The organism is Sphaerisporangium sp. NPDC051017 (genome assembly GCF_040683095.1).
Classification (GTDB): domain Bacteria; phylum Actinomycetota; class Actinomycetes; order Streptosporangiales; family Streptosporangiaceae; genus Sphaerisporangium.
Genome location: NZ_JBFBCI010000037.1, coordinates 69039 through 89026, shown reverse-complemented (window position 1 = coordinate 89026; position 19988 = coordinate 69039). Strand labels below are relative to the sequence as shown.

The window sequence follows — 19988 nt, the reverse complement described above, 5'->3', positions numbered from 1 at the left end:
GGAAGGGCTCGTTCCTCACCCTTCCTCCCTCCTCCTCCAGAACACCGCCGCGCCCCGAACGTGCCCGTGGCGGCGCCTTCGGCGCGGCGGTTCGGGGCGCGAAACCTCTGTCTCCTTCTAGGTCCGTGCAGAAAGGGTCCATCTGATGACCGTCCGCGTCGGTTACTTCCCCAACAACAACTCGCTGTGGGTGCTGCGCGCCCGTGGCGTCCTCGAACGTTCGCTGCCCGGCGTGCGGTGGGTCGACCTGCGTGACCTGCCGGCCGGTGAGCGCCCCGACCCTCGCAAGGGGCTGCCCTCCCTGCACGGCGACCACCTGTTCGACGGAGGGTACGACTTCATCGGCACCGGCTCCACGCCGCCCGTCACCGCCCAGGGCAAGGGGCGCGACATCGTCTACGTCGCGATCTCCGGGTCGCGGCACGAGAACGGGCGCCTCGTCGTCCACGAGGACTCGCCGATCCACTCCCTGAAGGACCTCGCGGGCAGGCGCGTCGCGCTCGGGCATGGCTCCTGGCAGACCACGCTGCTGCTGTTCGCGCTCGACCGCGCCGGGCTGACGTGGAAGGACATCGAGCCGGTCGATGTCCACGGCGACGCCGCGCAGGTCTTCCTGGACCGCGAGGTGGACGCCTGGGTCGGCTCCTACCCGTCGCTGACCCGCGTCGAGCGGGAGACGCGCGTCCGGGAGCTCGTGGCGACGGACGGGCTGTTCAGCCACCGCTCTCTGTGGTTCACTCGGCGCGACTTCGCGGCCGAGCACCCGGAGGAGCTCGCCGCCATCGTCGCCGCCCTGCAGGAGTCCGACGCCTGGATCAAGGAGAACCCGCGGGCCGCGGCCGAGTTCTTCGCCGCCGACGACGGGGGAGACCTCGACGCCTGGGAGCACGCGCTGCGCCACCGCCCGTTCGGCCTGAACCCGGTCAGCGAGGACTTCGTGGCCGAGCAGCAGCGCGCGGCCGACCTCTTCCACGCCAGCGGCCTGATCGACCGCAAGATCAGCGTGGCGGAGGCCGTCCTGCCGGAGATCAACCGCCTGGTGGAGTCCACCCGCGTCCACTGACGGTACGAACCCCGGACCCCGGGGTGAGGACCGAGACCTCGCCCCGGTGGGGCAGGCGCGGGCCGGGCCCGTTCCGGAGCCTCGGCCCGCGCCTCCTCAAACCCCGGACTCCTTCCGTGCCCGGGTTCCCATGAACGGCCCGGCTCCGGAAGGTTCCGATTCGATTGGTGAATCGTAGTTACGTCGTGGCATACTGTTACCAACACGCCCGGCGCCCAGGCGACGTCGGGCACCCTCCCCGGTCAGGCTGTGCACGCCTGACCGGTCAGTGTCCGGAGGGGCGTGCTCAACGGGCCGACGGCTCCGGTTGCCGGCACCAGGGCACGAAGACGATTGGCGAATACCGGGCAGCTCGTTGTGCCTTAATCTGTGTAACGCACAGGATCGTTAAGCCAATCAGAGACGCTCGGATCATGCGGATCGATCTGCACACGCACTCCACCGCGAGCGACGGCACCGACGCCCCGGACGTCCTCATGCGGGAGGCCGCCGAGGCCGGGCTGAACGTGATCGCGCTCACCGACCACGACACCACCGCCGGGTGGAACCGGGCGGCGTCCGCCGTCCCGCCCGGGCTCACGCTGGTGTTCGGCGCCGAGCTGTCGGGCCGCTGGTACCGCAGCGAGCCGTCGATCGGCCTGCACCTGCTGGCCTACCTGTTCGACCCCGGCCACGAGGAGCTGACCGCCGAACTGGCCCGCGTACGCCGGTCGCGCGACACGCGCGCCGAGGCGATCGTCGAACTGCTCAACGCCGACGGCGTCACCCTCGCCATGGACGAGGTGCGCGGGCTGGTGGCCGGAGGGACGGTGGGCCGCCCGCACATCGCCCGTGCGCTCGTCGCGCGCGGCCTCGTCGGCTCGGTGGACGAGGCGTTCGGCCCGGAATGGCTGGGAGGGCGCTACCGGCTGCCCAAGACCGACATCGACGTGCTGACCGCGATCCGGCTGATCGGCGAGGCGGGCGGTGTCTCCGTGCTTGCCCACCCGATGGCGGGCAGCCGTGGTCACGTCCTGCCGGACGCGTTGATCGCGGGCCTCGCGGGCGCGGGCCTGTGGGGCATCGAGGCCGACCACCCGGACCACTCGCCCGAGGACGCCGCGCACACGCGCGCGCTGGCCCGCGACCTGGGCCTGCGCGTCACCGGCTCCAGCGACTACCACGGCGACAACAAGACCGTCCGCCTCGGCGCCTACACCACCGCGCCGGACGTCTACGAAGACCTGGTGTCCACCGCCACCGGCATACCCCCCGCCCACGGCGCCCCAAAGCCGTAACCCCCACGACGGGCGGGACGGCCTGGGAACGTGGCGTTCACGGGCCGGCGCCTGCGACCCGTGGACGGTCGTCGTCCTGCGGTCAGAGCGGCTCACCGGGGAGGGCGGCGTATTCGCGGCGCAGGGTGGTCATGATCGGCTCGTCCGGCCGCAGCTCGGCCCCGTCGATCGAGCGTACGGGGCGCACGCCGATCGCGGAGTTGGTGACGAAAGCCGCCGTCATACCGGGCAGGTCGCCGAGGTCGACGGCGGCCATGGCGGACGGGACGCCCGCGCGGTCCGCGACCCGCTGGAGCAGCCGCATGGTCACACCGGGGAGGCGGTCGTTCTCCGGCCACAGCACGCGGCCGTCGCGGACGAAGCCGATGTTCCAGGTCGGCCCCTCGGTCACCCGTCCGCGCGCGTCGGTGAACAGCGCGTCGTCGTAGCCGCCGGCCAGGGCGAACCGCCGGTGGAGGACCGGCCCGAACAGCCCGGAGTGCTTGACCTCGGGAAGATCGCGCTGGTACTCGGTCGTCCCGAGGACGAGCGGGGGCAGGTCACCGGGAACCGGACGGGTGCTGACCAGGATCTCCGGGTGGGCTTTCACGGCCGGACGCGCGAGGTCCAGCCCGGGGTCGAAGACGGTCACGCGCACGATCAACGGCGTGCCCGGCGTCGCCACGCGCCGGACCAGATGGCGGACGCGATCGAGATCGAGATCGGCGCCGTGCAGGACCCGGCAGTCGCCGAGCAGCCGCTCCAGATGGAGCGACAACCCCCGGACGCGCCCGTCCTCCACCCGCATGGTGGTGAAGTGCCCGTAGTTGTACAGCGCCAGCGCCCCGAGCTCCTCGACGCCGGCCGGCCGGCCGTTCAACTCCATCATGCGCCCCATCCTGACACCCCCACGGCCGCCGATCGCCCCGCGATCCCGCATGTTCGCCCGAGGCGTGACCCCGCCGGTCAGCAGTCGGCCGTCGGGTCGATCGGGCGTGGGACTCGCGTAGGTGGTGGACGTGTGGCGCGGCCACGCCGGCGTCACAAGGAGCCTCGTGGCCGGGCTCCCATCCCAAGATCGTCGGTCTGGTCCGCCGCGCCCACAGGCCCCGCCGTTGCATGGGATAAGACGCTAATGCAGCCGCGCGTCTCCGGAAATGGTCTACACCAATGTGGGTGTGCCCTGAATCGGCGGTGAATCTACCGCCATCCTTCCGTGAATTGGTATACACCATTCCCCTGGCTGCATGAGTTTCCCTCCCGTGGGCCTCCTCGGGGGAATGGATTAGACCGCTATATTGGGGTCTAGCAGGGAAGATGCCCCCCGGAAACGAGGGTGACGTTTCCCCCGAGGAATCATAGGTAGAGTCCCCACGACGAGGCGGAACCGTCGCCGTTGAAGTCGTTGAAGGAGCTCGAGTGCCCAAATACGTGTACGACTTCACCGAGGGCAACAAAGATCTCAGAGATCTTCTCGGTGGTAAGGGTGCCAATCTCGCGGAGATGACGAACCTGGGTCTTCCCGTGCCTCCGGGGTTCACGATCACCACCGAGGCGTGCCGCGGCTACCTGCGCGAGGGCGGTCTCCCCGCCGGGCTCGCCGAGGAGGTCGAGACCCACCTGGAGGCGCTGGAGAAGGGGATGGGCAAGCGCCTCGGCGCCGCTGACGACCCTCTGCTCGTCAGCGTACGTTCCGGGGCGAAGTACTCCATGCCCGGCATGATGGAGACGGTCCTCAACATCGGCCTCAACGACGAGTCCGTCCAGGGCCTTGCCGCCCAGGCGGGGGACGAGCGGTTCGCGTGGGACTCCTACCGCCGGCTCATCCAGATGTTCGGCAAGACGGTGCTCGGCCTCGAGGGCGACCTGTTCGAGACCGCGATCGACGACGTCAAGCGGCGCAAGGGCGTGAGCAGCGACCTCGACCTGGACGCGGCGGACTTCCGCGGCCTGGTGGACACCTACAAGGGCATCGTCCGCGAGCACACCGGCGGCGACTTCCCGTCCGACCCGCGCGAGCAGATGCGCCGGGCCGTCCAGGCGGTGTTCGACTCCTGGAACGCCCAGCGTGCGATCATCTACCGCCGCCAGGAGCGCATTCCCGAAGATCTGGGCACGGCGGTCAACATCGTGGCGATGGTCTTCGGCAACCTCGGCATGGAGTCCGGCACGGGCGTCGCCTTCACCCGCGACCCCGGCTCGGGCCAGCAGGGCGTGTACGGCGACTACCTGCAGAACGCCCAGGGGGAGGACGTCGTCGCGGGCATCCGCAACACGGTCCCGCTTCAGCGGCTGGAGGAGATCGACCCCGCGTCCTACCGGCGGCTCCTGGAGATCATGAAGACGCTGGAGGACCACTACCGCGACCTGTGCGACATCGAGTTCACGATCGAGCGCGGCAAGCTGTGGATGCTGCAGACCCGCGTGGGCAAGCGCACGGCGGCGGCGGCGTTCCGCATCGCGACCCAGCTCGTCGACCAGGGCCTCATCGACCTGGACGAGGCCGTCGGCCGCGTCTCCGGCGCCCAGCTCGCCCAGCTCATGTTCCCCCGTTTCGACGGGGGTGCCGACCGTCGGCTGATCGCCAAGGGCATGAACGCCTCGCCCGGCGCGGCGGTCGGCAGGGCGGTGTTCTCCTCCGAGCGCGCCAAGGAGCTTGCCGCCGAGGGCGAGGACGTGATCCTGGTCCGCCGCGAGACCACCCCGGACGACCTGGCCGGCATGATCGCCGCCAGGGGCGTGCTGACCAGCAGGGGCGGCAAGACCTCGCACGCCGCCGTGGTCGCCCGCGGCATGGGCAAGACGTGCGTGTGCGGCGCCGAGGAACTGGAGGTCGACGCCAAGGGGCTGCGGTTCACCGCACCCGGCGGCGTGACGGTCGAGGAGGGCGACGTCATCTCGATCGACGGCGGCACCGGCGAGGTGTTCCTCGGCGAGGTCCCCGTCGTAGCGTCCCCGGTCGTGGAGTACTTCGAGGGCACGGGCCAGGAGCACGACGAGCTCGTCCAGGCGGTCGACCGGCTCATGCGCCACGCCGACGAGCGCCGCCGCATGGCCGTACGCGCCAACGCCGACACCCCCGAGGACGCCGCCCGCGCCCGCAGGTTCGGCGCCCAGGGCATCGGTCTGTGCCGCACCGAGCACATGTTCCTCGGCGACCGGCGCAAGCTCGTCGAAGATCTGATCCTGGCCGAGTCGCCGGAGGAGCAGCGGGCGGCGCTCGACGCGCTGGAGCCGCTGCAGAAGTCGGACTTCGCGGGCATCTTCGAGGCGATGGACGGGCTGCCGGTGACGATCCGGCTGATCGATCCGCCGCTGCACGAGTTCCTGCCCGACCTCACGACCCTGTCGGTGAAGATCGCCGTCGCCGGGGACGACGCCACGCCGCGCGACCAGCGGCTGCTGGCGGCGGTCAAGCGGCTGCACGAGCAGAACCCCATGCTGGGCCTGCGCGGCGTGCGCCTCGGCCTGGTGATCCCCGGCCTGTTCACGATGCAGGTGCGGGCGATCGCGGAGGCCGTGGCCGAGCGGCGCGCGGCCGGGGGAGACCCCCGCGCCGAGATCATGATCCCGCTGGTGAGCGCCGTCCAGGAGCTGGAGGGCGTGCGGGACGAGGCCGAGCGCATCCTCGCGGAGACCGGCGTCGACGCGCTGATCGGCACGATGATCGAGGTGCCGCGCGCGGCCCTGACGGCCGGGCAGATCGCCGAGGCGGCGCGCTTCTTCTCGTTCGGCACCAACGACCTGACCCAGATGACGTGGGGGTTCTCCCGCGACGACGTCGAGGCCGCGTTCTTCTCGCGCTATCTGGATCTCGGCATCTTCGGCGTGTCCCCGTTCGAGACGATCGACAGGAGCGGCGTCGGCCGGTTGATGCGGATCGCGGCCGAGGAGGGCCGCGCGACCCGTCCGGACATCAAGCTGGGCATCTGCGGCGAGCACGGCGGCGACCCGGAGTCGGTGCACTTCTGCCACGAGATCGGGCTGGACTACGTGTCCTGCTCGCCGTTCCGGGTGCCGGTGGCCCGGCTGGAGGCGGGGCGCGCGGCGCTGGCGGGCGGGGGCTCCGATACCCGATGAGACGCGAACCGGTCCGGGCGGTGGCCCGGACCGGGGTGTGCGGGCCGACCGGCAGGGGGATCGTACGGGCACTTTGATCTGCGCATACTTCGGAAATGTCAGGGACGCCGTGAGTTTCCCGCATGTTAGTAATGGCGGACCCGTCCCGGGGGTAGCATCCCGCTACCGATGAGAGGCTATGACCAGTTCGACCAGGCCAGATGGGTGCCGGAACCCGCCGGCAACCCCGAGCGCAGCGCGTTCGAACGCGACCGCGCCCGAGTGCTGCACAGCGCGGCGCTGCGGCGGCTCGCGGCGAAGACGCAGGTCGTCGGGCCCGGGGAGTTCCCCGACCACGGCCGCCACATCCCCCGCACCCGCCTGACCCACTCGCTCGAATGCGCCCAGATCGGCCGGGAGATGGGCAAGGCGCTCGGCTGCGACCCCGACCTGGTGGAAACGGCCTGCCTGGCCCACGACCTCGGCCACCCGCCCTTCGGCCACAACGGCGAGACCGCGCTCAACGAACTGGCCGCCCGGTGCGGCGGGTTCGAGGGCAACGCCCAGAGCCTGCGCCTGCTCGTCCGGCTGGAGGCCAAGGTGCTGACCGCCGACGGGCGCAGCGCCGGGCTGAACCTCACCCGCGCGGCGCTCGACTCCGCGCTGAAGTACCCCTGGACCTCCGCCCACGGCGCCAAGTACGGCGTCTACGCCGACGACCTGCCGGTCTTCGACTGGGTCCGCCAGGACTCCCCGGCCGAGAGCGTCAGCTTCGAGGCGCAGGTCATGGACTGGTCGGACGACGTCGCCTATTCCGTGCACGACCTGGAGGACGCCCTGCACTCCGGCCACATCCTGCCCGCGCAGTTCGGCGACGCGGAGGAGCGGCGGGAGGTGTGCGAGCGCACGCTCAAGTGGTACGCGGGCGACAGCGGCCTGACCGAGCTGGAGGAGACCTTCGCCCGGCTGATCGAGGAGCCGCTGTGGCCGCGGCGCTTCGAGGGCACCATGGGCGACCTGGTGGCGCTGAAGTCGTTCACGAGCGGACTGATCGGGCGGTTCTGCCTGTCCGCGCAGGCCGCCACGCGCGAGGCGTACGGACGGGAGGCGCTCACCCGGCACGGGGCCGAGCTGGTCGTGCCGCGCGGCACCCGCCTGGAGTGCGCGCTGCTCAAGGGGCTGACGGCGCACTACGTGATGGCCAGGGACGACCACAACGCCAACATGGCCCGGCAGCGCGAGCTGATCGCCGAGCTCGCCTCGATGATCATGCTGGGCGCGCCGGGGACGCTGGAACCGGCCCTGCGTCCCGCCTTCGCCGAGGCCGCCGACGACGCCGGCCGGCTGCGCGTGGTCGTCGACCAGATCGCCTCGCTCACCGACGTCTCGGCGGTGAGCCTGCACCGCGGCCTCGGCACGCGCCTGTAGACGGCGCGGGACCCTAGCCCCGGCGCACCTCGGAGGGGTCGGCGGTCTGCGTCGGCACGGGCTTGCGGGTCGGCTTCTTCTGCGGCTTGGACGCGCAGAGCGTGCGGCAGGGAGGCGCCGCCCCGACCGCGGCGCGCTCGGCCGCCACCCGCGCGGCGGGGGACACCGTGGGGTTCCCGCTCAGCCAGGCGTCCAGGTACGTCCAGGGGTCGACCATGCCCCGGCGCACCCACCAGTACTTGGAGGACGTCGACCACGAGAGCGCGAAGTACAGGTTGGTGCCCTGGCCCTTGGCGTTGCCCGAGTCGCCGACCTGGCCGAGCACCTGGCCCGCGCTCACCCGGACCCCGGGCCGGATGCCCTGCGCCACCGCGTCGAGGTGGCCTCCGAGGTAGCGCACGCCGTCGTCACCGATGATCGAGACGAACCGGCCCTCGCGGTCGGCGCCGTGGTCGGTGGAGGCCGTCCAGCGGTTGTTGGCGTTGACCTCGTGCACCACGCCCCCGACGGGCGCGACGAACGCGCAGCCCTTCCCCGCCCAGATCGTGCTCTTGGGCAGGACGAGCTGCTGGCGGGCGTAGCTGACCCGGCACCCCTTCACCGGGAAGGCGTAGGTGAAGCGCGACACCTTGGGCGGGGGCACGGGGATCGGCTCGTCGCCCCGGGGAGGGGTCACCTTCGGGCGCGGGGTCGCGGCGCCGGTGGGCTCCCCGGACGACTTCAGCGTGGCCGCGTCGATCTCTCCCCGGCCGGCGCTCGGGGACGGGCTCGGCGCGCCCGTGTCGCTCGATGCCTCCGTGTCGCTCGGTGCGCCCGTGTCGCCTGGTGCGCCTGTGCCGCTCGGCGGCGCCTGCGGGGAGGTGGTGGCCAGCGTGCTGATGCCGGCCACCCCGGACGGGGCGGCGCAGGCCGCGGTGACGAGCACCGTCGCGGCAATGGCGGCGAGTCGCCCCGTTCGCATGATCTCCACCCGTGTGACGTTACCGAAATCGAGCGTTTCCTTTCTAACCGACCTCCAAGGTCGCCACGACCTATTCACGGAAAATCACCCATCTCGGGCAGCTCGCGCCCAGCTTGTCGGCGGTGAGTCGTAGACTCGCGGCGTGGCAGGGCGGATCAGTGACGAGGACATCGCGCTCGTGCGTGAGCGCTCATCGATCGCCGACGTCGTGGGGGAGCACATCCAGCTCCGCAACGCGGGCGGCGGCAATCTCAAAGGGTTGTGCCCCTTCCACGAAGAGAAGTCGCCGTCCTTCAACGTGACGCCCTCGCGCGGCTACTGGTACTGCTTCGGGTGCGCCGAAGGCGGGGACGTCATCACGTTCGTCCGCAAGCTGGAGCATCTGTCCTTCGCCGAGGCGATCGAGCGGCTCGCGCAGCGCGCGGGCATCCAACTGCGCTACGAGCAGGGCGGGTACGTCCCGGGGCGCGAGCACGGCGAGCGCAGCCGCCTGATCGATGCCCACCGGGTCGCCGCCGAGTTCTACGTCTCGCTCCTGTCGGACCCCGAGGCCGCCCCCGGCCGCCGTTTCCTGTCCGAGCGGGGCTTCGAGCGGGTCGACGCCGAGCACTTCGGAGTCGGGTACGCCCCCGCCGAGTGGGACCGCCTGGCCCGCCACCTGCTTGCCCGGGGTTTCACCGCGGCCGAGGTCATCAAGGGCGGCCTGGCCCGCGAGGGCCGCCGCGGCCCGGTCGACCGCTTCCGCGGCCGGCTCGTCTGGCCGATCCGCGACATCACCGGCGAGACGATCGGCTTCGGCGCGCGCAAGCTGCTCGAAAGCGACGACGGGCCGAAGTACCTCAACACCCCCGAAAGCCCCATCTACAAGAAGAGCACCGTGCTCTACGGCATCGACCTGGCCAAGCGCGAGATCTCCAAGCGCTCGCAGGCCGTCGTCGTCGAGGGGTACACCGACGTGATGGCCTGCCATCTGGCCGGCGTGCCCACGGCGGTCGCCACGTGCGGCACGTCCTTCGGCGAGGAGCACATCAAGGTCCTGCGGCGGCTCCTGCTCGACCAGGCCGAGTTCCGCGGCGAGGTCGTGTTCACCTTCGACGGCGACTCGGCGGGGCAGAAGGCCGCCCTGCGCGCTTTCGCCGACGAGCAGAAGTTCGTCACCCAGACCTTCGTGGCCGTCCAGCCCGACGGCCTCGACCCGTGCGACCTTCGCGTCAAGCACGGGGACGGCGCGGTGCGCGACCTGATCGCCGGGCGCGAGCCGCTGTTCGCGTTCGCGATCCGCAGCGTGATCTCCCGGTACGAGCTGGACTCCAACGAGGGCCGCCTGGCCGCGCTGGACGCCGCCGCGCCCCTGGTGGCCGGCATCAAGGACCTCGCCCTGCGCGGGCGGTACGCCGTCGACCTCGACCGCTGGCTCGGGTTCATGGACGAGCGGCTGGTGCTGCGCCGCATCCAGGAGGTCGCCGGGGGCGGGCGCCCGGCCGCCCCCGAGCGCGGCGGGCGGCGGGCCGCGCCGCGCCCGCCCGACCCGGCCGACCCCGCCGTCCGGCTGGAGTCCGAGGCGCTGAAGCTCGCCGTCCAGCGTCCCGCCCTCATGGGGCCGGAGTTCGACGCGCTCGGCGCGGGGGCGTTCACCGTCCCCGGGCACGCCGCGCTGTACGGGCTGATCATGGAGGCGGGGGGCACGGCGACCGGCGGCCCGGGCGGGCGCGACTGGGTCGACGTCCTGCTCGGCACCACGAACGACGACGCGCTGCGCGCGCTGGTGACGAGGTTCGCCGTCGAGCCGCTGCGGGCCGACCTGGAGGACGAGGAACGCTACGGCATGGCCGTCCTGGCGCGGCTGTCGGAGGTCGCGGTGACGCGCGCGCTCGTTCAGGTCAAGGCGAAGATGGAGCGGCTCAACCCGGTCGAGCAGCAGCAGGAGTACAACCGTCTGTTCGGGGAACTCGTGGCGCTCGAACAACAACGCCGCGTGTTAAGAGAACGAGCCGTCGGCGCATAAGAATCTTTACTTTCCGCTCATCGCCATGGCCAAACATTTGGTTGATATCGATTCGGTAATGAATTCAGCTTACCATCGGTGACAAAAATAGGGCCTGCCGTTTTACGGTGCCTATACAGCAGACTATGTGCCGTGGGTACATCGGTGCTGCCAAGTGGACCGCCATCGGTAGACCAGGTGGCGGATCTAGTCGCCAGAGGAAGAGAGCGCGGGAGCGTCACCGTCGACGACGTCGCCGCCGCGCTCGACCGCTCCGAGTTGCCACCCGACGCGCTGGAGCGCGTCGTGCGGATGCTCGCCGAAAAGGGTGTGGAGGTGCTCGAGCCCCAGGGCGACGACGACACCGTCCGCCCTGACGAGGAGGACGTCGGCAAGCGCGCGCCGACCAGCGACCTCGTCCGGATCTACCTCCGCGAGATCGGCAGGGTGCATCTGCTGACCGCCGAGGAGGAGGTCGAGCTCGCCAAGGCCATCGAGGCCGGGCTGTTCGCCGAGGACAAGCTCTGCGAGGTCGGGTGCCGGCTCGCCACCCCCGAGTTCGAGGAGCTGGTCTGGGAGGGCGTCCGGGCCAAGCAGCGGCTCATCGAGGCCAACCTGCGGCTGGTGGTGTCGATCGCCAAGCGCTACGTCGGGCGCGGCATGCTGTTCCTGGACCTGATCCAGGAGGGCAACCTGGGCCTGATCCGCGCGGTCGAGAAGTTCGACTACACCAAAGGCTACAAGTTCTCGACCTACGCCACCTGGTGGATCCGCCAGGCGATCACCCGCGCCATCGCCGACCAGGCGCGGACGATCCGCATCCCGGTCCACATGGTCGAGACCATCAACAAGCTCGTCCGCGTGCAGCGCCAGCTCCACCAGGACCTCGGCCGGGAGCCCGCCCCCGAGGAGATCGCCCTGGAGATGGACCTGCCCGTGGACCGGGTGGTCGAGATCCAGCGCATCGCCCAGGAGCCGGTGTCCCTGCAGTCGCCGATCGGCGAGGAGGACTCCGACCTCGGTGACTTCATCGAGGACGCCGACGCCGTCGTGCCCATCGAGGCCGCCGCGTTCATCATGCTGCAGGACCAGCTCGACGACATCCTCGCCACCCTCTCCGACCGCGAGCAGCGGATCATCCAGCTGCGCTTCGGCCTGGCCGACGGGCATCCGAGGACGCTGGAGGAGGTCGGGCGGGAGTTCGGCGTGACGCGCGAGCGCATCCGGCAGATCGAGTCCAAGACGCTCGCCAAACTACGCCACCCGACCCGCGCGCAAATGCTGCGCGACTATCTCGACTGAACGCGGTGCCGGGACGGCGACCGGGAGGCCATCCCGATCGCCGTCCCCGCCGTGCGCCCCCGCGTTCCCCGGGAATTCTACGCGGCAAATTCTTAGCTCAATCTCGTATATGATTCCGACATATTTCAGGTCGTGATTCAATGGTGTGAAAAGAGCCGGCGGATTCTCCTTTGGCGGGCCGAATGAATCATGCCGCCCAATGAAGGGCCTCACATTCGGCGGCGGCGGGGGATGATGGGCGCACACGGGCACACATGGGCGACACGGACACGGCCCGCGTCCGGTCCAGGGCTTCACAGGCCATAGGCCGTGGACCGGGCGCGGGTCCTCAGGAGGGCAACCCCTGCGGCTCGGTCGCCCGCACCCCGGGCGCGCCCGACCGGTAGCTTTCACGCATGAGACTTCCCTGGGGCTCCCGCGCCCTGCCCCCGGAGGCCGGCGTCACGCTGGAGCCGGGGGAGCGGGCGCTGGTCCACGCCCGGACGCCGGACGGCGGCTACGTCGTGGCCACCGACCGCGCCCTGCGCCTGCCGGGCGAGAGCCCGCTGCCCTGGTACCGCATCGACCGGGCCCAGTGGGACGAGGAGGGGCTGCAGGTCGTGGCCACCGACGGCGGCGAGTGGCGGGTCTCCCTGCCCGAGCCCGGCCGGCTGCCCGAGGCGGTGCGCGAGCGGGTCACCTCGTCCATCTTGGTCAACCGGCACGTGCGGCTCGGGGAGCGCGGGGGCGTGCGGCTGGTCGCCCGCCGGGTGCCCGGGCGGGACGACGCGCTGTGGGAGCTGGTGTTCGACCCCGGGCTCGACGCCTCCGACCCGGGGCTGCGCGCCGCCGCCGAGCAGGTGCTGGAGGACCTGCGCCGCAACCTCGGCATCTGAGGCGGCCTTCGCGTCCCGACCGCGCGGCGTCTGAGGCGGCCTTCGCGATCGGACCGTGCGGCGTCGGAGGCGGCCCGCGCGACCGGAGCGAACGAAACCCGCGTCGCGCGCGGGCCTCGTTCGCTCCGGACCGGTTACAACGGTCACACCGCTCGAACCGGTCGCATCCGGTCGGCTCCCGGTCAGGTGACGCGTTCGACCTCGCTGTCGGGCCAGCCGGTCCCGGTGTCGTCCTGGGCGGCCCAACCGTTCTTGTGCAGGAACGGCACCCTGTCGCCGAGGACGTCGCCGAGCTTGTGTCTGGTGACCTCGGCGGCCTTGGAAGCCTGCGCGCCCGCCAGGCCGGCGGCCTGCTGGACGGCGGGGCTGTCGGCGACCCGCTGCGCCACGCGTTTGATCTGCTCGTAGCGCTCGCGGCCCGCCCGGCTGCCGAGGACGTACCCGACGGCCAGGCCCACGGTGAACGTCAATCGATATCGCATCTACTCACACCTCCGGTGCGGCTGGCATCTCCGCTTCCCGGTCCCCTACCCCGGCAGCGTGCGGTTATGGTCTGAACTCGCCCCGCGTTCGGGCGAGGAGCCCCCCTCCCACCCATGAGAGGGGTGATCGAGTGCGACACGCACCCTCCGGAATGCGCTAATCTAGTTCCGCGCCGCAAGGAAGGGCCTGAAAATCCTCCGGGCGACGTGCGCGATCCCGTGTAGCTCAATCGGCAGAGCAGCCGGCTGTTAACCGGCAGGTTATAGGTTCGAGTCCTATCGCGGGAGCCACGCTCCAGCAGCCCCAGTGACCATCGTCCTGGGGCTGTCGCCGTTCCTGGCCCCCTCTCTCCCCGGACGCCGTCCGTCCACCTGGGAATCTCCGGAACCTCCGGACAAATCATCTGCGATGGCAGAAGATGTGGGTCTGCCGTGCTTCGTGGCATATCGCGCACGACCCGCCGCACACCGTGACCGGGTGCGTCCGTGCGGGAGGCCACGACCGTACGGCGGCCGCGGATCATGCCCAGGGCAGCGGGGAAGGGCCGCTGCGCGCAGGACGCTCGCACCCCCGGAAGGTGCGCGGCGCCCGTGTAAGCACCCTGGTGGTTCTCGCATGCTCGTGTGGTGGAAATCTCGACGCCGTACCCCGTCCCGCGCCCCCGAGGGGCCCGTAGGTGAGGCGGTGTGCGGCGGCATGGCCCCGGACGCCGGGCCTCCGGCGCCGCCGGCGCACCGGGAGGGGGCCGGCACCGGGCCGGTGGACCCGGCCCAGGCGGAGGCGTTCCTCCGGCTCTTCCACGCGGAGAACCCCTCCGCGGGGCCGCTTCAGCCGCGATTACGGGAGGTCACCTCGCAGATCGCCCGATACGGCACCTACACCCACACCCCGGAGGAACTGGTCTTCGGCGCGCGGGTGGCCTGGCGCAACAGCAACCGGTGCATCGGCCGCCTGTACTGGCGCTCGCTGCGGGTGCGGGACCGCCGGTCCGTGCACACCGCCGAGGGGGTCGCGGGCGAGTGCGTCCGCCACCTGCGCGAGGCGACCGGCGACGGGCGCGTCCGTCCGACGATCACCGTCTTCGACCAGGACCGTCCGGGACGTCCCGGGCCGAGGATTCTGAACGAGCAGCTCATCCGGTACGCCGGGTACGTCGGCCCGCAGGGGGAGGCCGTCGCCGGAGACGCGCGCAACGCCGCCCTCACCGCCACCGCCCGGCGCCTCGGCTGGCCCGGCGGCCCCGGGACCGACTTCGACGTGCTCCCGCTCGTGATCGAGGCGGGGGACCGCTCGCCGCTGCTGGCGGCGATTCCGGGCGACGCGGTGCTGGAGGTCCCGCTCGAACACCCCGCCTACCCGTGGTTCGCCGACCTCGGGCTGCGCTGGCACGCCGTGCCCGCGATCTCCGGCATGTGCCTGGAGATCGGCGGCGTCTGCTACCCCTGCGCGCCGTTCAACGGCTGGTACATGGGGACGGAGATCGGGGCGCGCAACCTCGCCGACGAGGACCGCTACAACCGCCTGGGCGTGGTGGCCGAGCGGCTCGGCCTGGACACCTCCAGCGACCGCACCCTGTGGAAGGACCACGCGCTGGTCGAGCTGAACGTGGCCGTGCTGCACTCGTTCACCCGGGCGGGCGTGACGATCACCGACCACCACACCGAGGCCCGCCGGTTCATGGCCCATCTGGAGCGCGAGGAACGTTCCGGGCGCGTCTGCCCGGCCGACTGGTCCTGGATCGTCCCGCCGCTCTCGGGCTCGCTCACGCCGGTCTTCCACCGGTACTACGACGACGTCCATCTTTCCCCGGCATTCGTCCACCACCCCCGCAAAACCGACGACGGGCACTGAACCGCCCAGCGGAGCGAGGCCATGGGCACAGCCTTGGTGCGAGTCCGCATGGGCGTGTAGAACTATATTCGGTAGCGGTCTCTCCCGGGGAGGTTCCATGTCCGATCTCGTGCTGTCGTCGCTGGACGAGGGCGTGCTGACGCTGACGTTCAACCGGCCCGAGCGGCTCAACGCCTGGACCGGCGCGATGGGCCGCCGGTACTTCGACCTGCTGGAGGAGGCCGAGCGCGACCCTGCGGTCCGTGTGATCGTCGTCACCGGCGCCGGGAAGGGCTTCTGCGCGGGCGCGGACTTCGAGACGCTCAGCGCCGTTCAGGACGGCTCCTACGACGAGGAGCCGGACAAGCGGCCCGGCACCTTCCCCACGACGATCCGCAAGCCGATCATCGCGGCGGTCAACGGCGCCTGTGCGGGGCTCGGCATGGTGCAGGCGCTGGTGTGCGACCTGGTGTTCACGGCGGCCGAGGCCAAGTGGACCACCGCGTTCGCCCGGCGCGGCCTGATCGCCGAGTACGGCCTGGCCTGGATCCTCCCCAGGCTGGCCGGGCAGGCCGCCGCCATGGACCTGCTGCTCTCGGGCAGGACGTTCACCGGCGCCGGGGCGGGCGAGCTGCGCCTGGCCGCCCGCGTGGTGCCCGGGGAGCGGCTGCTGGAGGAGGCCGCCGCCTACGCCCGGGAGCTCGCGGTCCACAGCTCGCCGGCCTCGATGGCCATCATCAAACGCCAGATTTGGGGCGATTGGGATAAAACGCTCGACGAGTCCGCCGCCGAGGGCGTCCGGCTCATGATGGAGTCCTTCGAACGCACCGATTTCGCTGAGGGCGTTGCCAGCTATCTGGAGCGCCGCCCGCCGGCGTTCCCACCGCTGGACCGGCGGTAACGCCCTCCGGTGGCCCCCACGCGCCGCCGCGAGGGAGTACGATCTTCAACGGCGCCGACCCCCCTGCGTTGGCCATGCCCCCGGGACATGGTGTTGAATAGGGAGCGGTTGTAGTAGAGGTTCGTTAACGTGTAGCAGCGCCTGCGGAGTTCTTACAGCGGGCGTTCCACCATGCGAAGCCACGTGCTTTCGAGGGGCGGTCGGTCGCTAGACAACCCGAGGAACCACGCCGTGGTCCTCGTAGATCGTCTCATGAGGAGATTCAGTTCATGGCTCAGGGAACCGTCAAGTGGTTCAACGCCGAAAAGGGCTTCGGTTTCATCGCTCCCGATGACGGCAGTGCGGACGTCTTCGTCCACTACTCCGCCATCGACTCCAGCGGCTACCGCAGCCTCGAGGAGAACCAGCGCGTCGACTTCCAGACGACGCGTGGCCCGAAGGGCCCGCAGGCAGAGCAGGTCCGCCCGCTCTAAGACCGAGCTCAATCCGTGCGCACGGGCCACCAGACGGAACCCGTGCGGACAGGTTTCAAGCTCACGCGAGGACGGCGCCCGCCGTCCTCGCCCTAGGACGTCGGGGCGGTTCGCCCAAATGTGAACCGCCCTCTTCGTCCATCGATTGGAGGTCCTCGATGGACCTGCACCTCATCGTCCAGGCCGACTCGACCGTCCTCCGCGTCCGCGGTGACGTCGACATCTCCTGTTCACCCGAGCTGCGCGAGCGCCTGCTCGCCGCGCTCGAGCCGCCACGCCCGCGCCTCGACGTCGATCTGTCCGAGGTGACCTTCATGGACGCGAGCGGGGTGGCCGCCCTGATGGCCGCCCGCCGCCGCTCACTGCGTCTCGGGGGAGGCGTGCGCCTCGTCTCCCCGTCCTCGTCCGTACGCCGGGTGCTCGAGGCGAGCGGGCTGAGCTCACGGTTCCCTGTCCGCCTTGTCGCAGGGCCGGAGCCCGCGCCTCCCGGTGCCGAGGCGCGTCAGGCCACCTTCGGCGCCTCCGGTTGAGGCACTCCTGAACCACATCGTCTCCCCGGCGTCCACTTCACACGAGTGGACGCCGTTCGGCTTACCATGGTCTTGACGCTGTTCCATGTATTTCCTACCTTGTAAATAGGTTAATAGCGGGAGGCGAGCGTGACCGGATCCATCTGCGTCGTCGGTGCCGGTGCGACGGGTATCCGGCTGGTGGAGCGGATCCGCGCCAACGCCGCCAGGGCGAGCTCCCGGCGCCCGCTGGAGGTCCACCTCGTGGACCCCGACGCGCCTCCACCCGGGGCGGTGAGCCCGGATCCGCAGTCCCCGGGCCTGCGGATCCACCTGCACCGGGCCGGCGCCATCGACCTCGCCGGCCGCCGCGTCCTCCTCGACGACGGCACGCGAGTCGACACCGACGCGGTCGTCCTCGCCCAGGGCTGGCCCGGCGTCCTGCCCTCGGCCCGCGAGCAGGAGCTGCGCCGGTTCGCCCACGAGCAGGGGCTCTACTACCGGCCCGCCGGGCACGTGGCCGACCGTCCCCTGGAGCAGGTGGCCGGCGGCGAGCCGGTGCTGGCGATCGGCCTCGGCTCGGTGCTGGCCGACGTGCTCACGCGGCTCACCGTCGCCCGGGGCGGGCGGTTCCGGCACGGATCGGACGGCGAGCTGATCTACCACCCGAGCGGGCGCGAGCCGCTGGTCCACGTCGGCTCGGTGCGCGGCGTGCCCCCGCACTGCCAGGTCGGATACCGGCTCACCGGCGAGCGCCCGCCGCCCCCGAGGTTCGTCAGGCGCGCGGGCGAGGGGGCGCGCGACTTCCGCGCGCAGGTGTGGCCCCTGGTGGCCAAGGACCTCGCGTACGCCTACTACCACCACCTGCTGACCGTCCACCCGGACCGCACGCGCGTGAGCTGGGACGCCTTCGCCGACGCCTTCGAGGCGGAGGAATGGGACGGCAGGGCCATGCGCGCGCTGATCCGCACGGCCGTGCCCCGCTTCGAGGACCGCCTCAACTTCGCCCGCCTGGACCGGCCGCTCGCCGGCATCAGGTTCGGCGACCTCGCCGGGCTGCAGCGGTGGATGCACGGCTACCTGTCCGCCGACCTGACCCGCCGCGCCGACCCGTCCCACAGCGCCGACCTCGCCATGATCCACGCGCTGCGCGGCGTGCTGGACCACCTCACCGGACGGGTGCCGGACGACCCCTGGTTCCACCGCCTCGCGCGCCACGCCGCCGGGACGCTGCCCGCCGCGCGCATCGCCGAGCTCCGCGCGCTGGCCCGGGCGCGGGTGGTGACGTTCCTCGGCGCCGAGACGCGGGTCGAGCCCACCCGGGACGGCGTGTGGCGCGCGACCTCGGCCACCGTGCCCGGCGCCGTCACCGCCCGGGCGTTCATCGAGGCCAGGCGCCCCGGACCGAGCCTGGACCGCACCCGCGACCCGCTGCTCAGGCGTCTGTACGCCCGGGGGGAGTGCGCCGAGGAGTCCGGGCGGCTGAAGGTGAGCCTGCCCGGCCACCGCATCGTCGACCAGAACGGGACGGCGCATCCGCACCGCTTCGCGCTCGGGCCCTGGACCACCGGCGGCCACCCCCTGTCCGCCGACGACCCGGCGATCCGCCACGCCGACACCCTCGCCCGCACCCTGCTCACCGCCGCGGCGGACCCCCGGGTGGCGCGGGTCGCCTAGGCCCGTGGCCCGCGGGTGACCGTCAGGCGAGGCGGCGGGCGCCCGGGGCGGGGGTGGCGGGGAGGAAGCGGGGGGCGGCCCAGCCGCGGCCGGCGTACGAGCGGGCGACCTCCTCTTGGACGTGGTCCAGGCGGTCGGCGGCGACCAGCGCGATCGCCGAGCCGCCGAAACCGCCGCCCGTCATGCGCGCCCCGCGCGCGCCGCCCCGGACGGCGGCCTCGACCGCGACGTCGAGCTCGGCGCACGACACCTCGTACTGGTCGCGCAGGGACAGGTGGGAGGCGTTCAGCAGCGCGCCGATCTCGCGCAGGGCCCCGGCGCGCAGCAGGCCGATCACCGCCTCCACCCGGTGGTTCTCGGTGACCACGTGCTGGGTGCGGCTGCGCTTGTCGCCCCGCAGCAGCGCCAGGGCCGCCGCGAGGTCGGTGACGTCGCGCAGCGACTCGACGCCGAGGCGCTTGGCGGCGTTCTCGCAGTCCTGGCGGCGGCGGGCGTACTGGCCGTCGGCGAGCTCGTGGTGGACGCCGGTGTCGATGATCAGCACCTGGAACCCGTCGGCGGCGAGGTCGAGGGGGACGGCACGGGTGCCGAGGCTGCGGCAGTCCATGAACAGGGCGTGCCCCTCCTTGCTCAGCGCGGAGGCGGCCTGGTCCATGATGCCGCAGGGCATCCCGACGAAGTCGTTCTCGGCCTTCTGGGCGAGCAGGGCCAGGTCGAGCCCGCTCAGCCCCAGCTCGAAGAGATCGTTGAGCGCCAGGGCGACCGAGACCTCCAGGGCGGCGCTGGAGGACAGCCCCGCGCCCCGGGGCACGTCGCCGTCGATCACCAGGTCGGCGCCCCGGACGTCGTGCCCGGCCTGGCGCAGCGCCCAGAAGACGCCGACGACGTAGCGCGTCCAGCCCTCGGCGCGGTCCCAGGCGGCGGCCTCGTGGACGTGAGCGCGCCCGGCGGCGTCCTGCAGGGAGATCAGCCGGACGGTGTCGTCATCGCGGCGGGCGACGGCGGCCGTCACCCCCCACGGCACCGCGAAGGGCAGCACGAAGCCGCCGTTGTAGTCGGTGTGCTCGCCGATCAGGTTCACCCGCCCCGGCGCGTGCCAGAGGCCCTCGGGATCACGGCCGAACGCCGTACGGAACGCTTCCGCAGCACGCATGACGACGCTCTCCTTCGCTCGGGGTCCCCGCAAG

The 19988-nt window shown here is 71.7% G+C and carries 16 protein-coding genes and 1 tRNA gene; 13 read left to right on the top strand and 4 right to left on the bottom strand.

Annotated elements, in window-relative coordinates; all coding sequences use genetic code 11:
• The first annotated feature begins 145 nt into the window (after positions 1-145).
• Together AB0M95_RS26210 and AB0M95_RS26205 are read left to right on the top strand one after the other, a co-directional pair.
• Positions 146-1063, top strand: a complete 918-nt coding sequence (locus AB0M95_RS26210; protein WP_363769660.1) for an ABC transporter substrate-binding protein — start codon at positions 146-148, stop codon at positions 1061-1063.
• Positions 1064-1476: 413 nt separating this feature from the next.
• Positions 1477-2340 carry a PHP domain-containing protein gene (locus AB0M95_RS26205; protein WP_363769657.1) on the top strand — a complete coding sequence of 288 codons (864 nt, stop codon included), beginning with the start codon at positions 1477-1479 and terminating at the stop codon, positions 2338-2340.
• An 82-nt stretch (positions 2341-2422) separates the two neighbouring features.
• On the opposite strand, the gene AB0M95_RS26200 is transcribed toward AB0M95_RS26205, so the two are convergent.
• A complete protein-coding gene (locus AB0M95_RS26200; RefSeq protein WP_363769654.1) occupies positions 2423-3208 on the bottom strand; it encodes an aminotransferase class IV family protein in 786 nt (261 codons plus the stop codon).
• 530 nt (positions 3209-3738) lie between these two features.
• On the opposite strand from AB0M95_RS26200, the gene ppdK reads away from it, so the two are divergent.
• Both ppdK and AB0M95_RS26190 read left to right on the top strand, forming a co-directional pair.
• A complete protein-coding gene (gene ppdK, locus AB0M95_RS26195; protein WP_363769652.1) occupies positions 3739-6399 on the top strand; it encodes a pyruvate, phosphate dikinase in 2661 nt (886 codons plus the stop codon).
• Positions 6400-6567: 168 nt separating this feature from the next.
• Complete coding sequence (locus AB0M95_RS26190) at positions 6568-7806, top strand: deoxyguanosinetriphosphate triphosphohydrolase (protein WP_363769649.1); 1239 nt, start codon at positions 6568-6570, stop codon at positions 7804-7806.
• A 13-nt stretch (positions 7807-7819) separates the two neighbouring features.
• Here the strand turns inward: AB0M95_RS26190 and AB0M95_RS26185 are convergent, their stop codons facing one another.
• Entirely contained in the window at positions 7820-8767 is a 948-nt protein-coding gene (locus AB0M95_RS26185) for a peptidoglycan DD-metalloendopeptidase family protein (protein WP_363769646.1), read from the bottom strand.
• 142 nt (positions 8768-8909) lie between these two features.
• Here AB0M95_RS26185 and dnaG point away from each other — a divergent pair, with 142 nt between their 5' ends.
• The 3 genes from dnaG (at position 8910) to AB0M95_RS26170 (ending at position 12928) form a co-directional block, all read left to right on the top strand.
• Positions 8910-10772: a DNA primase gene (gene dnaG, locus AB0M95_RS26180; protein ID WP_363769643.1), complete on the top strand. Its 1863-nt coding sequence runs from the start codon at positions 8910-8912 to the stop codon at positions 10770-10772.
• 177 nt (positions 10773-10949) lie between these two features.
• Positions 10950-12053, top strand: coding sequence for an RNA polymerase sigma factor RpoD (rpoD, locus tag AB0M95_RS26175; protein ID WP_363769640.1), 1104 nt, complete (start codon positions 10950-10952; stop codon positions 12051-12053).
• A 395-nt stretch (positions 12054-12448) separates the two neighbouring features.
• Positions 12449-12928: a hypothetical protein gene (locus AB0M95_RS26170; RefSeq protein WP_358526314.1), complete on the top strand. Its 480-nt coding sequence runs from the start codon at positions 12449-12451 to the stop codon at positions 12926-12928.
• A gap of 182 nt (positions 12929-13110) precedes the next feature.
• On the opposite strand, the gene AB0M95_RS26165 is transcribed toward AB0M95_RS26170, so the two are convergent.
• Positions 13111-13410 (bottom strand): YtxH domain-containing protein, encoded by a 300-nt coding sequence (locus AB0M95_RS26165; RefSeq protein WP_358526312.1) that lies wholly within the window; start codon positions 13408-13410, stop codon positions 13111-13113.
• Between the two features lie 215 nt (positions 13411-13625).
• Here AB0M95_RS26165 and AB0M95_RS26160 point away from each other — a divergent pair.
• The 6 genes from AB0M95_RS26160 (at position 13626) to AB0M95_RS26135 (ending at position 18801) form a co-directional block, all read left to right on the top strand.
• Positions 13626-13701 (top strand) — tRNA-Asn (locus AB0M95_RS26160).
• A 325-nt stretch (positions 13702-14026) separates the two neighbouring features.
• Positions 14027-15262 (top strand): nitric oxide synthase oxygenase, encoded by a 1236-nt coding sequence (locus AB0M95_RS26155; protein ID WP_363769636.1) that lies wholly within the window; start codon positions 14027-14029, stop codon positions 15260-15262.
• Between the two features lie 97 nt (positions 15263-15359).
• Positions 15360-16142 (top strand): enoyl-CoA hydratase-related protein, encoded by a 783-nt coding sequence (locus AB0M95_RS26150; protein ID WP_363769633.1) that lies wholly within the window; start codon positions 15360-15362, stop codon positions 16140-16142.
• Between the two features lie 269 nt (positions 16143-16411).
• Complete coding sequence (locus tag AB0M95_RS26145; RefSeq protein WP_114027418.1) at positions 16412-16615, top strand: cold-shock protein; 204 nt, start codon at positions 16412-16414, stop codon at positions 16613-16615.
• A gap of 158 nt (positions 16616-16773) precedes the next feature.
• Positions 16774-17145 carry an STAS domain-containing protein gene (locus AB0M95_RS26140; protein WP_358526306.1) on the top strand — a complete coding sequence of 124 codons (372 nt, stop codon included), beginning with the start codon at positions 16774-16776 and terminating at the stop codon, positions 17143-17145.
• A gap of 129 nt (positions 17146-17274) precedes the next feature.
• Entirely contained in the window at positions 17275-18801 is a 1527-nt protein-coding gene (locus AB0M95_RS26135; RefSeq protein WP_363769629.1) for an FAD/NAD(P)-binding protein, read from the top strand.
• Positions 18802-18823: 22 nt separating this feature from the next.
• Here AB0M95_RS26135 and galK read toward each other — a convergent pair whose 3' ends face one another.
• Positions 18824-19954: a galactokinase gene (gene galK / locus AB0M95_RS26130; protein ID WP_363769626.1), complete on the bottom strand. Its 1131-nt coding sequence runs from the start codon at positions 19952-19954 to the stop codon at positions 18824-18826.
• Positions 19955-19988 lie beyond the last annotated feature (34 nt).